Raw genomic sequence first — 12,151 nt, forward strand, 5'->3', positions numbered from 1 at the left:
CTACTTATTCCTCAATTTTACCGCCAGCAGCTTCGATAGCAGCACGAGCACCTTTAGTAACACGCAGGCCACGAACAGTTACCGGAGTAGAAACTTCACCAGCCAGGATCACTTTCGCGAACTCGATCTGGATACCGATAATGTTTGCTGCTTTCAGCGTGTTCAGGTCTACAACGCCGCCTTCAACTTTCGCCAGGTCAGACAGACGGATTTCCGCTGTGATCGCTGCTTTGCGAGAGGTGAAGCCGAACTTCGGCAGACGACGGTACAGTGGCATCTGGCCACCCTCGAAACCGCGACGTACGCCACCGCCAGAACGAGAGTTCTGACCTTTGTGACCACGACCACCGGTTTTGCCGAGGCCAGAACCGATACCACGACCCAGGCGTTTACCCGCCTTTTTAGAGCCTTCGGCCGGAGACAGAGTATTTAAACGCATCTCTTACTCCTCAACTTTAACCATGAAGTAAACCGCGTTGACCATACCACGAACAGCAGGAGTATCCTCGCGCTCAACGGTATGACCAATACGACGCAGACCCAGGCCAAGCAGCGTTGCCTTGTGTTTCGGCAGACGACCGATTGCACTGCGGGTTTGAGTGATTTTAATAGTCTTTGCCATGGTCAATTACCCCAGAATTTCTTCAACGGATTTACCACGCTTGGCAGCGACCATTTCTGGAGAATTCATATTTTCCAGGCCATCAATAGTTGCACGAACCACGTTGATCGGGTTGGTAGAACCATATGCTTTAGCCAGAACGTTATGAACCCCAGCAACTTCCAGAACGGCGCGCATTGCACCACCGGCGATGATACCGGTACCTTCTGAAGCTGGCTGCATGAATACACGAGAACCCGTGTGAACACCTTTAACTGGGTGCTGCAGGGTGCCGTTGTTCAGCGCGACGTTAATCATGTTGCGACGGGCTTTTTCCATCGCTTTCTGGATCGCTGCTGGAACTTCACGCGCTTTACCGTAACCAAAACCAACGCGACCGTTACCATCGCCTACTACAGTCAGAGCTGTGAAGGAGAAAATACGACCACCTTTAACGGTTTTAGATACGCGGTTTACCGCGATCAGCTTTTCCTGCAGTTCGCCAGCCTGTTTTTCGATGTGAGCCATCTTACACCTCTACCTTAGAACTGAAGGCCAGCTTCACGGGCAGCATCTGCCAGTGCCTGGACACGACCATGATATTGGAACCCGGAACGGTCAAAGGAAACATTGCTGATGCCTTTTTCCAGAGCGCGTTCAGCAACAGCTTTACCTACAGCTGCAGCGGCGTCTTTGTTACCGGTGTACTTCAATTGTTCTGAGATAGCTTTTTCTACAGTAGAAGCAGCTACCAGAACTTCAGAACCGTTCGGTGCAATTACCTGTGCGTAAATATGACGCGGGGTACGATGTACCACCAGGCGAGTTGCACCCAGCTCTTTGAGCTTGCGGCGTGCGCGGGTCGCACGACGGATACGAGCAGATTTCTTATCCATAGTGTTACCTTACTTCTTCTTAGCCTCTTTGGTACGCACGACTTCGTCGGCGTAACGAACACCCTTGCCTTTGTAAGGCTCAGGACGACGGTAGGCGCGCAGATCTGCTGCAACCTGACCGATCAGCTGTTTATCAGCGCCTTTCAGCACGATTTCAGTTTGAGTCGGGCATTCTGCAGTGATACCGGCCGGCAGCGGATGCTCAACAGGGTGTGAGAAGCCCAGAGACAGGCCTACTGCATTCCCTTTGATAGCTGCACGATAACCTACACCAACCAGCTGAAGCTTTTTAGTGAAGCCTTCGGTAACACCAACAACCATTGAGTTCAGCAGGGCACGCGCGGTACCAGCCTGAGCCCATCCATCCACGAAACCATCACGTGGACCGAAGGTCAGAGCGTTATCTGCATGTTTAACTTCAACAGCTTTGTTGAGGGTACGAGTCAGCTCGCCGTTTTTACCTTTGATCGTAATAACCTGACCGTCGATTTTTACATCAACGCCGGCAGGAATAACGACCGGTGCTTTAGCAACACGAGACATTCTTTCCTCCGATTAGGCTACGTAGCAGATAATTTCGCCACCAAGACCAGCCTGGCGCGCTGCACGATCAGTCATAACACCTTTAGAGGTAGAAACAACTGCGATACCAAGACCAGCCATAACTTTTGGCAGCTCATCTTTTTTCTTATAGATGCGCAGGCCTGGGCGGCTGACACGCTGAATGCTTTCTACAACAGCTTTACCCTGGAAATACTTGAGAGTAAGTTCCAGTTCCGGCTTGGTGTCGCCTTCAACTTTAAAATCTTCGATAAAACCTTCTTCCTTCAGCACGTTGGCAATTGCCACTTTCAGCTTGGCGGAAGGCATGGTGACCGCAACTTTGTTCGCGGCCTGACCGTTACGGATACGGGTCAGCATATCCGCGATCGGATCTTGCATGCTCATCTGTCTTTACTCCCGTGATTCAATTGGTAATTACCAGCTAGCCTTTTTCAAGCCTGGCACTTCACCGCGCATAGCGGCTTCACGCAGTTTGATACGGCTCAACCCAAACTTGCCCACATAACCATGTGGACGACCTGTTTGACGACAGCGGTTACGCTGACGAGACGGGCTGGAATCACGCGGCAGAGACTGCAGCTTGAGAACCGCATTCCAACGATCTTCGTCGGAAGCGTTCACATCAGAAATGATCGCTTTCAGTTCAGCGCGTTTAGCGAAGAATTTATCAGCTAAAGCTACGCGCTTTACTTCGCGTGCTTTCATTGATTGCTTAGCCATTCAGTAACCCTACCTTACTTGCGGAACGGGAAGTCAAAGGCAGCCAGCAGAGCACGGCCTTCTTCGTCAGATTTCGCAGTAGTGGTAATGGTAATATCCAAACCACGCACGCGGTCGACTTTATCGTAGTCGATTTCTGGGAAGATGATCTGCTCACGGACACCCATGCTGTAGTTACCACGACCGTCGAAAGACTTAGCGGACAAGCCACGGAAGTCACGGATACGTGGAACAGCAATAGTGATCAGGCGCTCAAAGAACTCCCACATGCGTTCGCCACGCAGAGTTACTTTACAGCCGATCGGATAGCCCTGACGGATTTTGAAGCCTGCAACAGATTTGCGTGCTTTGGTGATCAGCGGTTTTTGACCGGAGATTGCTGTCAGGTCAGCTGCTGCGTTATCCAGCAGTTTCTTGTCAGCGATCGCTTCACCAACACCCATGTTCAGGGTGATCTTCTCGACCCGAGGGACTTGCATGACAGAATTGTAGTTAAACTCGGTCATGAGTTTCTTAACTACTTCGTCTTTGTAGTAATCATGCAGTTTCGCCATCGTACTACTCCAAATTACTTGATAGTTTCGCTGTTAGACTTGAAGAAACGGACTTTTTTGCCGTCTTCGAATCTAAAGCCTACACGGTCAGCCTTGCCGGTAGCCGCATTGAAGATTGCAACGTTAGAAACCTGAATAGCAGCTTCTTTTTCAACGATGCCACCTGGTTGGTTCAGGGCCGGAACCGGCTTCTGATGTTTCTTAACCAGGTTGATACCTTCAACGACAAGTTTGCCGGAAGACAGAACATTTTTTACTTTACCGCGTTTACCTTTATCTTTACCGGTTAACACGATAACTTCGTCATCACGACGGATTTTCGCTGCCATGATTCGCTCCTTAGAGTACTTCTGGTGCCAGAGAGATAATTTTCATGAACTTCTCAGTACGAAGTTCACGAGTTACCGGCCCAAAGATACGCGTGCCGATAGGCTGCTCGCTGTTATTGTTTAAAATAACGCATGCATTACCATCGAAGCGAATGACAGAACCGTCAGGGCGACGAACACCCTTCTTGGTGCGCACCACTACCGCCTTCAGCACATCACCTTTTTTGACCTTACCACGTGGAATTGCTTCCTTGATGGTGATCTTGATGATGTCGCCTACGCCTGCGTAGCGACGGTGCGAGCCACCCAGAACCTTGATACACATTACGCGACGTGCACCGGAGTTGTCGGCGACGTTCAGCATAGTCTGTTCTTGGATCATTTTAGTGCTCCGCTAATGTCAACTACTACCTGAGACTCTAAAATCAGAGCCGTTAAAAAGCCCCATATCGAGGGCGCGGCATTATAACACCGCTTCTACAATATGGGTAGAAAAAATAAACGGCTCATCGCTGAGCCGTTTATTCGTATTGAGAAGGCGTACTGTATTACAGAACCGCTTTCTCTACAACGCGAACCAGCGTCCAGGACTTAGTCTTGGACAGTGGACGGCATTCACGGATTTCAACCTTGTCGCCGATACCACATTCGTTGTTCTCGTCATGTACGTGCAGTTTGGTCGTACGCTTGATGAATTTACCGTAGATCGGGTGTTTCACAATACGTTCGATAGCTACAACAATGGATTTCTCCATTTTGTCGCTAACAACACGACCTTGCAGAGTACGGATTTTATCGGTCATTACGCACCCGCCTTCTGAGTCAGTAAAGTCTTAACGCGTGCAACATTGCGACGCACTTGCTTCAGCAGGTGAGTCTGTTGCAGCTGGCCACTTGCAGCCTGCATACGCAGGTTGAACTGCTCACGCAGCAGGTTCAGCAGCTCAGCGTTCAGCTCTTCAACGCTTTTTTCACGCAGCTCTTTTGCTTTCATTACATCACCGTCTTAGTTACAAAGGTGGTTTTGATAGGCAGTTTCGCTGCTGCCAGGCCGAAGGCTTCACGGGCCAGCTCTTCCGGAACACCGTCCATTTCATAAAGGACTTTGCCCGGTTGGATCAAGGCAACCCAGTACTCCACGTTACCTTTACCTTTACCCATACGAACTTCCAGCGGCTTCTCGGTGATCGGTTTGTCCGGGAATACACGGATCCAGATCTTACCTTGACGCTTAACTGCACGGGTCATTGCACGACGTGCTGCTTCGATCTGACGTGCAGTCAGACGACCACGGCCAACAGCTTTCAGACCGAAAGTGCCGAAGCTAACATCCGTACCCTGCGCCAGACCACGGTTGCGGCCTTTGTGCACTTTACGGAATTTTGTACGCTTTGGTTGTAACATCAGCGACGCTCCTTATTTACGGCCTTTACGCTGCTGCTTTTTAGGTTGAGCAGCCGGTTTTTCCGGTTGTTCAACAGCAGCCATACCACCCAGGATCTCACCTTTGAAGATCCATACCTTAACGCCGATTACACCGTAAGTGGTGTGCGCTTCAGAGGTGTTGTAGTCGATGTCAGCACGCAGAGTGTGCAGCGGTACGCGACCTTCACGGTACCATTCGGTACGTGCGATTTCCGCGCCGCCCAGACGGCCGCTAACTTCAACTTTGATACCTTTAGCGCCCAGACGCATTGCGTTCTGTACAGCACGCTTCATAGCACGACGGAACATAACACGACGTTCCAGCTGAGAAGTGATGCTGTCAGCAACCAATTTAGCGTCCAGTTCAGGCTTACGAACTTCAGCGATATTGATCTGTGCAGGAACGCCAGCGATATCCGCTACGACCTTGCGCAGTTTTTCTACGTCTTCGCCTTTCTTACCGATAACGATGCCAGGACGAGCAGTGTGAATAGTCACACGGATGCTCTTCGCTGGACGCTCGATAACGATACGAGATACAGACGCTTTAGCCAGTTCCTTAGTCAGGTACTGACGTACTTTAAAATCGCTGTCCAGGTTGTCAGCGAATTCTTTGGTGTTCGCAAACCAGGTAGAGTTCCATGGTTTTACAATACCCAGGCGAATACCATTAGGATGTACTTTCTGACCCATTGCTAGTCTCCAGAGTCTCAGCGATCGGACACAACCACAGTAATGTGGCTGGTGCGCTTCAGGATGCGATCTGCACGACCTTTCGCACGCGGCATAATGCGCTTCATGCTTGGGCCTTCATCTACGAAAATTTTCGCGACTTTCAGATCGTCGATGTCAGCGCCATCGTTGTGTTCAGCGTTAGCAATGGCAGATTCCAGTACTTTCTTGACCAATACCGCAGCTTTCTTGTTGGTATAGGTCAGGATGTCCAGGGCCTGCGACACTTTCTTACCGCGAATCAGGTCAGCAACAAGGCGAACCTTCTGTGCAGAAGAACGAGCATGGCGATGTTGAGCTAAAGTTTCCATCTCTTCCTCCTACCTTATTTCTTCTTCGCTTTTTTATCAGCAGCGTGGCCGCGATAAGTACGAGTCGGTGCGAATTCACCCAGTTTGTGACCAACCATTTCGTCGGTAACAAAGACTGGAACGTGCTGACGACCATTATGGACAGCGATGGTCAAACCGATCATGTTAGGAAAGATCGTTGAACGACGGGACCAAGTGCGCAGGGGCTTCTTGTCTCCGCTTTCCACCGCTTTCTCTACCTTCTTCAGCAAGTGCAGGTCAATAAAAGGACCTTTCTTGAGAGAACGTGGCATGGCTTATCCTCTAAAATTATTTGCTACGGCGACGTACGATAAATTTATCAGTACGCTTGTTGCTGCGGGTCTTCTTACCTTTGGTCTGAACGCCCCACGGAGATACCGGGTGCTTACCAAAGTTACGACCTTCACCACCACCATGTGGGTGGTCGACTGGGTTCATCGCAGTACCGCGAACGGTAGGACGAACACCACGCCAGCGTGCAGCACCTGCTTTACCCAGAACGCGCAGCATATGCTCAGCATTGCCAACTTCGCCCAGAGTAGCGCGGCAGTCTGCTTCGACTTTACGCATTTCACCAGAACGCAGACGCAGGGTGACATAAGCACCATCACGCGCAACGATCTGAACGTAAGTACCCGCGGAACGCGCCAGCTGACCGCCTTTACCTGGTTTCATTTCTACGTTATGAACGGTAGAACCAACCGGGATATTGCGCATCGGCAGGGTGTTGCCTGCTTTGATTGCAGCATCAACGCCAGACTGAATCTGGTCGCCAGCTTTCAGGCCTTTAGGGGCCAGGATGTAACGGCGTTCGCCATCTTTGTACAGAACCAGCGCGATGTTCGCGGAACGGTTCGGATCGTACTCAAGACGTTCAACAACTGCTGGGATACCGTCTTTGTTGCGTTTGAAGTCAACAATACGATAAGCCTGCTTGTGGCCACCACCGATGTGACGAGTGGTGATACGGCCATTGTTGTTACGACCACCGGATTTGCTGTTTTTTTCCAGCAACGGAGCAAAAGGTTTGCCCTTGTGCAGCTCAGGGTTAACCACTTTAACTACGTGGCGACGACCCGGAGATGTCGGTTTACATTTAACAACTGCCATTGTATTACTCCTCCGACTTACTCAGCGCCGCCAACGAAGTCCAGATTCTGGCCTTCTTTCAGGGTGACGTAAGCTTTTTTCCAGTCGCTACGACGACCGATACGCTGTCCGTGACGTTTAACTTTCCCTTTAACTACCAGGGTGTTAACGACTTCGACTTCGACTTCAAACAGTTTCTGCACAGCAGCTTTGATCTCTGCTTTGGTCGCGTCTTTAGCAACTTTGAGAACGATGGTGTTTGTTTTTTCCATCGCAGTAGACGCTTTTTCAGAAACGTGCGGTGCGCGAAGCACCTTCAGCAGACGTTCTTCACGAATCATGCCAGCATCTCCTCAACTTGCTTAACAGCATCAGCAGTCATTACGACTTTGTCGAAGGCGATCAGGCTAACCGGGTCGATACCAGTCGCATCGCGTACGTCAACCTTGTGCAGGTTACGTGCGGCCAGGAACAGGTTCTCGTCCAGCTCACCGGTGATGATCAGCACATCTTCCAGAGCCATGTCTTTCAGTTTCTGTGCCAGCAGCTTAGTTTTAGGCGCTTCAACAGAGAACTTCTCGACAACGATCAGACGATCCTGACGTACCAGTTCGGACAGGATGCTTTTCAGCGCGCCGCGGTACATCTTTTTGTTAACTTTTTGACTGTGGTCCTGTGGACGCGCAGCGAAGGTCACGCCACCTGAACGCCAGATCGGGCTCTTGATAGAACCTGAACGCGCACGGCCGGTACCTTTCTGGCGCCATGGCTTTTTGCCAGAACCAGTTACTTCAGCACGAGTCTTCTGAGCACGAGTACCCTGACGAGCACCAGCTGCATAAGCAACAACAACCTGGTGAACCAGCGCTTCGTTGAAATCACGACCGAAGGTAGTTTCGGAAACAGTCAGCGCGCTCTGCGCGTCTTTCAATACTAATTCCATTGCTATCCCCTTACGCCTTCACAGCTGGTTTAACGATCAGGTCGCTACCGGTTGCACCCGGGACCGCACCTTTAACCAGCAGCAGGTTGCGCTCAGCGTCAACACGTACTACGTCCAGGCTCTGAACGGTTACACGTTCGTTGCCCAGCTGACCTGCCATTTTCTTGCCTTTGAACACTTTGCCCGGAGTCTGGTTCTGACCGATAGAACCCGGAACGCGGTGAGACAAGGAGTTACCGTGGGTAGCGTCCTGGGTACGGAAGTTCCAGCGCTTAACGGTACCAGCAAAACCTTTACCTTTAGAGGTACCGGTTACGTCAACTTTTTTAACGTCAGCAAACAGCTCAACGCTAATGTCCTGACCTACGGTGAACTCTTCGCCTTCAGCAAGACGGAATTCCCACAGACCACGGCCAGCTTCTACGCCAGCTTTAGCGAAGTGACCCGCTTCTGGTTTGGTTACACGGTTAGCTTTTTTAGCACCAGTGGTAACCTGAATAGCGCGGTAGCCATCGTTAGCCAGATCTTTAACCTGAGTAACGCGGTTTGCTTCAACTTCGATTACGGTTACTGGGATAGAAACGCCATCTTCAGTGAAGATGCGGGTCATACCCACTTTTTTACCGACTAAACCAATCATTGTTTCAACCTCTCAATCGCTCGATGACCTGATTAACCCAGGCTGATCTGCACGTCTACACCGGCAGCCAGATCCAGACGCATCAGAGCATCAACGGTTTTCTCAGTTGGCTCAACGATGTCAACCAGACGCTTGTGAGTGCGGATTTCGTACTGATCGCGCGCGTCTTTGTTAACGTGCGGAGAGATCAGAACGGTGAAGCGCTCTTTGCGGGTCGGCAGCGGGATCGGACCACGGACTTGCGCACCAGTGCGCTTAGCAGTCTCGACGATTTCCGCGGTTGATTGATCGATCAGACGATGATCAAACGCTTTAAGGCGGATACGGATTCTTTGGTTCTGCATGAGACCAGAGCTCCAATTATTTTATAAACGAAAATGATTACTCCTCAAACCCATTACGATTGATGGGAGAGTGTAACCGTTCTTACGTAGCTCCCCAATTGGGAGCATTGTTGAGTAACAAAATGAGCTACTCTGGTTCTGATTGAACCCGCCGTCAATTACGACAAGCCCGCGCATTATACGTAAATCTGGGCAAGACGCAAGTGCCGTTTAGAAATTAAGCGCCAATGTCGCAGGGTGCGTAAGAGCGCGCAACGTTTTATGCAATGTATTCTGCGGCGATGCTTTGTTTCGAGCCGCTACGCATCTCCGTTTTTTGTGCATTGCCGGACAGGCCGATTATAACGACTATGCGCTCAAACCCGTTTGAGGCCTTTTACATGCTAATCACCCTCCCCTTTCTGCTGATCTATCTTTCACTGACTGCCTTACTGGTACATGCCGATATTCGCTACGGTCTGCTTCCCGATAAATTTCTCTGCCCGCTGCTATGGGCGGGGCTGCTCTTCCAGCTCTGTATCCGACCTGATTTTCTGCCGAGCGCGGTGGCGGGTGCGATGGCTGGATATATTGGCTTTGCCGTTATTTACTGGGGCTACTGGTTTATCTGCCGGCGTGAAGGTATGGGATATGGCGATGTGAAATACCTGGCGGCGCTTGGTGCATGGCATGGCTGGTGCGTACTGCCAACGCTGGCGTTACTCGCGGCGCTGATGGCGCTTCTCTGCATTCTTGTCTTTTCGTTCATTCGCCCTGATAAGAAGGCAATAAAAAACCCGCTGCCTTTTGGGCCATTTCTGGCAGCAGCGGGTTTATGCGTAGGCTGGAAGACGTTGCTTATTCTTCCACTTTAATCTGTGACTGAAGATAGTTTTGCAGGCCAATTTTAGCAATGAGATCCAGCTCTGTTTCCAGCCAGTCAATATGCCCTTCTTCATCGGCCAGGATCTGGATCATCATATCGCGGCTGACGTAGTCATGTACGCTGTCAGCATAGGCAATGGCTTCACGGAGATCTTTAGCGCCTTCAAGTTCCAGCCTGAGGTCGGAACGCAGCATCTCTTCGACATCTTCTCCGATACCCAGCTTGCCGAGATCCTGCAGGTTTGGAATGCCTTCAAGGAATAAAATACGCTCGATATATTTATCAGCGTGTTTCATCTCATCTATAGATTCATGGTACTCAACGTCGTTTAAACGTTTGAGTCCCCAGTTTTTGAACATTCTCGCGTGAAGAAAATACTGGTTGATTGCGACAAGCTCATTTCCCAATAATTTATTGAGATAACTTATGATTTTAACATCACCTTTCATTATATAGTCCCTCCGCTTCCACTCATTGAAGCGTAGATCGGGCTACAGGGATGTCAAAAAAAAGATGGGCGCTTACGCGATCTCTTTGTATTCCGGGATCTGCATCAGTTCGTCCTGCATGATCTCTCGCACAGCACGTACACATTTACCGCATTGATTTCCCACCGGAACAAATTTGCGAAGCTGCTGGAATGACTGGGGCTGAAACTGGCGAACGGCCTGACGTATTTTTTTGTCGCTTACACCATTACATAAACAAACGTACATAGAAACTCCCGTTCAAATTATGCGCAAAGTGTAAGTGAGAATGGTTATGATTACAATAGCACAAACGCCAGAATGCGGGGCGGGAGCAGGCAAAAAATGCGAAATTTTGTGACAACGCCTGAGCGGCAGAAAACAAAAAAGGACGCCGAAGCGTCCTTTTTTTATTCGGGGATAATTAATTAGCCCAGAACTTTAGCAACAACGCCCGCGCCAACGGTACGGCCGCCTTCACGGATTGCGAAACGCAGACCGTCGTCCATCGCGATTGGGTGGATCAGAGTCACAACCATCTTGATGTTGTCGCCTGGCATTACCATCTCAACGCCTTCTGGCAGTTCGATGGTACCGGTCACGTCAGTAGTACGGAAGTAGAACTGTGGACGGTAGCCTTTGAAGAACGGAGTATGACGGCCGCCTTCGTCTTTGGACAGGATGTACACTTCAGATTCGAACTTGGTGTGTGGCTTGATTGAGCCTGGCTTAGCCAGAACCTGACCACGTTCGATTTCTTCACGTTTGATACCACGCAGCAGAACACCAACGTTCTCACCAGCACGGCCTTCGTCCAGCAGTTTGCGGAACATTTCAACGCCAGTACAGGTAGACTTCGCAGTCTCTTTGATACCAACGATTTCAACTTCTTCACCAACTTTGATGATACCGCGCTCTACACGACCGGTAACAACGGTACCACGACCGGAGATGGAGAATACGTCTTCGATTGGCAGCAGGAATGGCTTGTCAATCGCACGCTCTGGTTCTGGGATGTAAGAATCCAGGAAGCCAGCCAGTTCGATGATTTTCGCTTCCCACTCAGCTTCGCCTTCCAGCGCTTTCAGAGCAGAACCACGAACGATTGGGGTATCGTCGCCTGGGAAATCGTACTGAGACAGCAGTTCACGAACTTCCATCTCTACCAGTTCCAGCAGCTCTTCGTCATCAACCATGTCGCATTTATTCAGGAACACGATGATGAAAGGAACGCCTACCTGACGACCCAGCAGGATGTGCTCACGAGTCTGAGGCATTGGGCCGTCAGTCGCAGCAACAACCAGGATCGCGCCGTCCATCTGCGCAGCACCGGTGATCATGTTTTTAACATAGTCGGCGTGGCCTGGGCAGTCTACGTGTGCGTAGTGGCGAGTCGGGGTGTCATATTCAACGTGGGAAGTGTTGATGGTGATACCACGAGCTTTTTCTTCTGGTGCGTTATCGATCTGGTCGAATGCACGAGCAGAACCACCGTAGGTTTTTGCCAGAACGGTAGTGATTGCAGCAGTCAGGGTAGTTTTACCATGGTCAACGTGGCCGATAGTACCAACGTTGACGTGCGGTTTTGTACGTTCAAATTTTTCTTTAGACACGGCTATATTCCTTACTATAGTGCTCTCCCCTGTGGAG

General features: G+C 50.4%; 25 protein-coding genes. 1 reads left to right on the forward strand and 24 read right to left on the reverse strand.

What is annotated here, in order from left to right:
• Positions 1-4: 4 nt before the first annotated feature.
• The 21 genes from rplO to rpsJ all read right to left on the reverse strand — a co-directional run bounded on the left by rplO (position 5) and on the right by rpsJ (position 9,169).
• Complete coding sequence (gene rplO, locus ACMWJS_RS15915; RefSeq protein ID WP_003863304.1) at positions 5-439, reverse strand: 50S ribosomal protein L15; 435 nt, start codon at positions 437-439, stop codon at positions 5-7.
• A gap of 3 nt (positions 440-442) precedes the next feature.
• The gene (gene rpmD / locus ACMWJS_RS15920) at positions 443-622 is read right to left on the reverse strand and encodes a 50S ribosomal protein L30 (RefSeq protein WP_003863301.1); all 180 of its coding nucleotides are present in this window, start codon (positions 620-622) and stop codon (positions 443-445) included.
• Between the two features lie 6 nt (positions 623-628).
• The gene (gene rpsE, locus ACMWJS_RS15925) at positions 629-1,129 is read right to left on the reverse strand and encodes a 30S ribosomal protein S5 (RefSeq protein ID WP_003863299.1); all 501 of its coding nucleotides are present in this window, start codon (positions 1,127-1,129) and stop codon (positions 629-631) included.
• Between the two features lie 14 nt (positions 1,130-1,143).
• Positions 1,144-1,497, reverse strand: coding sequence for a 50S ribosomal protein L18 (gene rplR / locus ACMWJS_RS15930; protein WP_003863297.1), 354 nt, complete (start codon positions 1,495-1,497; stop codon positions 1,144-1,146).
• 9 nt (positions 1,498-1,506) lie between these two features.
• Positions 1,507-2,040, reverse strand: coding sequence for a 50S ribosomal protein L6 (rplF, locus tag ACMWJS_RS15935; protein WP_003863296.1), 534 nt, complete (start codon positions 2,038-2,040; stop codon positions 1,507-1,509).
• 12 nt (positions 2,041-2,052) lie between these two features.
• Positions 2,053-2,445 carry a 30S ribosomal protein S8 gene (gene rpsH, locus ACMWJS_RS15940; protein ID WP_006178918.1) on the reverse strand — a complete coding sequence of 131 codons (393 nt, stop codon included), beginning with the start codon at positions 2,443-2,445 and terminating at the stop codon, positions 2,053-2,055.
• 30 nt (positions 2,446-2,475) lie between these two features.
• Positions 2,476-2,781, reverse strand: coding sequence for a 30S ribosomal protein S14 (gene rpsN, locus ACMWJS_RS15945; protein ID WP_003863291.1), 306 nt, complete (start codon positions 2,779-2,781; stop codon positions 2,476-2,478).
• A gap of 14 nt (positions 2,782-2,795) precedes the next feature.
• Positions 2,796-3,335, reverse strand: coding sequence for a 50S ribosomal protein L5 (gene rplE / locus ACMWJS_RS15950; protein ID WP_001096202.1), 540 nt, complete (start codon positions 3,333-3,335; stop codon positions 2,796-2,798).
• Positions 3,336-3,349: 14 nt separating this feature from the next.
• Positions 3,350-3,664 (reverse strand): 50S ribosomal protein L24, encoded by a 315-nt coding sequence (gene rplX, locus ACMWJS_RS15955; protein WP_003863287.1) that lies wholly within the window; start codon positions 3,662-3,664, stop codon positions 3,350-3,352.
• Between the two features lie 10 nt (positions 3,665-3,674).
• Positions 3,675-4,046, reverse strand: coding sequence for a 50S ribosomal protein L14 (gene rplN, locus ACMWJS_RS15960; protein ID WP_002919748.1), 372 nt, complete (start codon positions 4,044-4,046; stop codon positions 3,675-3,677).
• A 166-nt stretch (positions 4,047-4,212) separates the two neighbouring features.
• On the reverse strand, positions 4,213-4,467 hold the full coding sequence (gene rpsQ, locus ACMWJS_RS15965) for a 30S ribosomal protein S17 (protein ID WP_008503489.1): 255 nt from the start codon (positions 4,465-4,467) through the stop codon (positions 4,213-4,215).
• Entirely contained in the window at positions 4,467-4,658 is a 192-nt protein-coding gene (rpmC, locus tag ACMWJS_RS15970; protein ID WP_003863282.1) for a 50S ribosomal protein L29, read from the reverse strand. Before rpmC ends, rpsQ begins: the two co-directional genes overlap by 1 nt.
• Positions 4,658-5,068 (reverse strand): 50S ribosomal protein L16, encoded by a 411-nt coding sequence (gene rplP, locus ACMWJS_RS15975; protein ID WP_002919759.1) that lies wholly within the window; start codon positions 5,066-5,068, stop codon positions 4,658-4,660. Before rplP ends, rpmC begins: the two co-directional genes overlap by 1 nt.
• 12 nt (positions 5,069-5,080) lie before the next feature.
• Positions 5,081-5,782 carry a 30S ribosomal protein S3 gene (rpsC, locus tag ACMWJS_RS15980; RefSeq protein ID WP_000529945.1) on the reverse strand — a complete coding sequence of 234 codons (702 nt, stop codon included), beginning with the start codon at positions 5,780-5,782 and terminating at the stop codon, positions 5,081-5,083.
• A gap of 17 nt (positions 5,783-5,799) precedes the next feature.
• Positions 5,800-6,132, reverse strand: coding sequence for a 50S ribosomal protein L22 (rplV, locus tag ACMWJS_RS15985; protein ID WP_002919773.1), 333 nt, complete (start codon positions 6,130-6,132; stop codon positions 5,800-5,802).
• A 14-nt stretch (positions 6,133-6,146) separates the two neighbouring features.
• The gene (gene rpsS / locus ACMWJS_RS15990; RefSeq protein ID WP_001138117.1) at positions 6,147-6,425 is read right to left on the reverse strand and encodes a 30S ribosomal protein S19; all 279 of its coding nucleotides are present in this window, start codon (positions 6,423-6,425) and stop codon (positions 6,147-6,149) included.
• Between the two features lie 16 nt (positions 6,426-6,441).
• Positions 6,442-7,263, reverse strand: coding sequence for a 50S ribosomal protein L2 (gene rplB, locus ACMWJS_RS15995; protein ID WP_008457150.1), 822 nt, complete (start codon positions 7,261-7,263; stop codon positions 6,442-6,444).
• Positions 7,264-7,280: 17 nt separating this feature from the next.
• Positions 7,281-7,583 (reverse strand): 50S ribosomal protein L23, encoded by a 303-nt coding sequence (gene rplW / locus ACMWJS_RS16000; protein WP_000617546.1) that lies wholly within the window; start codon positions 7,581-7,583, stop codon positions 7,281-7,283.
• The gene (gene rplD, locus ACMWJS_RS16005) at positions 7,580-8,185 is read right to left on the reverse strand and encodes a 50S ribosomal protein L4 (protein WP_000424395.1); all 606 of its coding nucleotides are present in this window, start codon (positions 8,183-8,185) and stop codon (positions 7,580-7,582) included. The genes rplW and rplD overlap by 4 nt, the downstream gene beginning before the upstream one ends.
• 10 nt (positions 8,186-8,195) lie before the next feature.
• Entirely contained in the window at positions 8,196-8,825 is a 630-nt protein-coding gene (gene rplC, locus ACMWJS_RS16010; protein ID WP_003863274.1) for a 50S ribosomal protein L3, read from the reverse strand.
• Between the two features lie 32 nt (positions 8,826-8,857).
• Positions 8,858-9,169 carry a 30S ribosomal protein S10 gene (gene rpsJ, locus ACMWJS_RS16015; RefSeq protein WP_001181005.1) on the reverse strand — a complete coding sequence of 104 codons (312 nt, stop codon included), beginning with the start codon at positions 9,167-9,169 and terminating at the stop codon, positions 8,858-8,860.
• Positions 9,170-9,549: 380 nt separating this feature from the next.
• On the opposite strand from rpsJ, the gene ACMWJS_RS16020 reads away from it, so the two are divergent.
• On the forward strand, positions 9,550-10,023 hold the full coding sequence (locus tag ACMWJS_RS16020; protein ID WP_196353012.1) for a prepilin peptidase: 474 nt from the start codon (positions 9,550-9,552) through the stop codon (positions 10,021-10,023).
• Here the strand turns inward: ACMWJS_RS16020 and bfr are convergent.
• The 3 genes from bfr to tuf all read right to left on the reverse strand — a co-directional run bounded on the left by bfr (position 10,007) and on the right by tuf (position 12,114).
• On the reverse strand, positions 10,007-10,483 hold the full coding sequence (gene bfr / locus ACMWJS_RS16025) for a bacterioferritin (RefSeq protein ID WP_008503492.1): 477 nt from the start codon (positions 10,481-10,483) through the stop codon (positions 10,007-10,009). The two genes, ACMWJS_RS16020 and bfr, sit on opposite strands and share 17 nt — an antisense overlap.
• Before the next feature lie 72 nt (positions 10,484-10,555).
• A complete protein-coding gene (gene bfd / locus ACMWJS_RS16030; RefSeq protein WP_196353013.1) occupies positions 10,556-10,750 on the reverse strand; it encodes a bacterioferritin-associated ferredoxin in 195 nt (64 codons plus the stop codon).
• Between the two features lie 179 nt (positions 10,751-10,929).
• Positions 10,930-12,114 (reverse strand): elongation factor Tu, encoded by a 1,185-nt coding sequence (tuf, locus tag ACMWJS_RS16035; protein ID WP_014068448.1) that lies wholly within the window; start codon positions 12,112-12,114, stop codon positions 10,930-10,932.
• Between the last annotated feature and the right edge of the window lie 37 nt (positions 12,115-12,151).

The sequence above is a fragment of the Enterobacter sp. HK-058-C-ECC genome (assembly GCF_047531125.1).
Lineage (GTDB): Bacteria > Pseudomonadota > Gammaproteobacteria > Enterobacterales > Enterobacteriaceae > Enterobacter > Enterobacter quasiroggenkampii.

Excerpts from the sequence above, each read along its gene's own strand:
- rplW (WP_000617546.1), bottom strand. The coding sequence starts at position 7,583 with ATGATTCGTGAAGAACGTCTGCTGAAGGTGCTTCGCGCACCGCACGTT.
- rplV (WP_002919773.1), bottom strand. The coding sequence starts at position 6,132 with ATGGAAACTTTAGCTCAACATCGCCATGCTCGTTCTTCTGCACAGAAG.
- bfr (WP_008503492.1), bottom strand. The coding sequence starts at position 10,483 with ATGAAAGGTGATGTTAAAATCATAAGTTATCTCAATAAATTATTGGGA.
- rpsE (WP_003863299.1), bottom strand. The coding sequence starts at position 1,129 with ATGGCTCACATCGAAAAACAGGCTGGCGAACTGCAGGAAAAGCTGATC.
- rplR (WP_003863297.1), bottom strand. The coding sequence starts at position 1,497 with ATGGATAAGAAATCTGCTCGTATCCGTCGTGCGACCCGCGCACGCCGC.
- rplP (WP_002919759.1), bottom strand. The coding sequence starts at position 5,068 with ATGTTACAACCAAAGCGTACAAAATTCCGTAAAGTGCACAAAGGCCGC.
- rpsS (WP_001138117.1), bottom strand. The coding sequence starts at position 6,425 with ATGCCACGTTCTCTCAAGAAAGGTCCTTTTATTGACCTGCACTTGCTG.
- rpsC (WP_000529945.1), bottom strand. The coding sequence starts at position 5,782 with ATGGGTCAGAAAGTACATCCTAATGGTATTCGCCTGGGTATTGTAAAA.
- rplC (WP_003863274.1), bottom strand. The coding sequence starts at position 8,825 with ATGATTGGTTTAGTCGGTAAAAAAGTGGGTATGACCCGCATCTTCACT.
- rplX (WP_003863287.1), bottom strand. The coding sequence starts at position 3,664 with ATGGCAGCGAAAATCCGTCGTGATGACGAAGTTATCGTGTTAACCGGT.
- rplE (WP_001096202.1), bottom strand. The coding sequence starts at position 3,335 with ATGGCGAAACTGCATGATTACTACAAAGACGAAGTAGTTAAGAAACTC.
- rpmD (WP_003863301.1), bottom strand. The coding sequence starts at position 622 with ATGGCAAAGACTATTAAAATCACTCAAACCCGCAGTGCAATCGGTCGT.
- rpsJ (WP_001181005.1), bottom strand. The coding sequence starts at position 9,169 with ATGCAGAACCAAAGAATCCGTATCCGCCTTAAAGCGTTTGATCATCGT.
- rplO (WP_003863304.1), bottom strand. The coding sequence starts at position 439 with ATGCGTTTAAATACTCTGTCTCCGGCCGAAGGCTCTAAAAAGGCGGGT.
- rpmC (WP_003863282.1), bottom strand. The coding sequence starts at position 4,658 with ATGAAAGCAAAAGAGCTGCGTGAAAAAAGCGTTGAAGAGCTGAACGCT.
- rplF (WP_003863296.1), bottom strand. The coding sequence starts at position 2,040 with ATGTCTCGTGTTGCTAAAGCACCGGTCGTTATTCCTGCCGGCGTTGAT.
- rpsH (WP_006178918.1), bottom strand. The coding sequence starts at position 2,445 with ATGAGCATGCAAGATCCGATCGCGGATATGCTGACCCGTATCCGTAAC.
- rpsQ (WP_008503489.1), bottom strand. The coding sequence starts at position 4,467 with ATGACCGATAAAATCCGTACTCTGCAAGGTCGTGTTGTTAGCGACAAA.
- rplD (WP_000424395.1), bottom strand. The coding sequence starts at position 8,185 with ATGGAATTAGTATTGAAAGACGCGCAGAGCGCGCTGACTGTTTCCGAA.
- rpsN (WP_003863291.1), bottom strand. The coding sequence starts at position 2,781 with ATGGCTAAGCAATCAATGAAAGCACGCGAAGTAAAGCGCGTAGCTTTA.
- rplB (WP_008457150.1), bottom strand. The coding sequence starts at position 7,263 with ATGGCAGTTGTTAAATGTAAACCGACATCTCCGGGTCGTCGCCACGTA.
- bfd (WP_196353013.1), bottom strand. The coding sequence starts at position 10,750 with ATGTACGTTTGTTTATGTAATGGTGTAAGCGACAAAAAAATACGTCAG.
- rplN (WP_002919748.1), bottom strand. The coding sequence starts at position 4,046 with ATGATCCAAGAACAGACTATGCTGAACGTCGCCGACAACTCCGGTGCA.
- ACMWJS_RS16020 (WP_196353012.1), top strand. The coding sequence starts at position 9,550 with ATGCTAATCACCCTCCCCTTTCTGCTGATCTATCTTTCACTGACTGCC.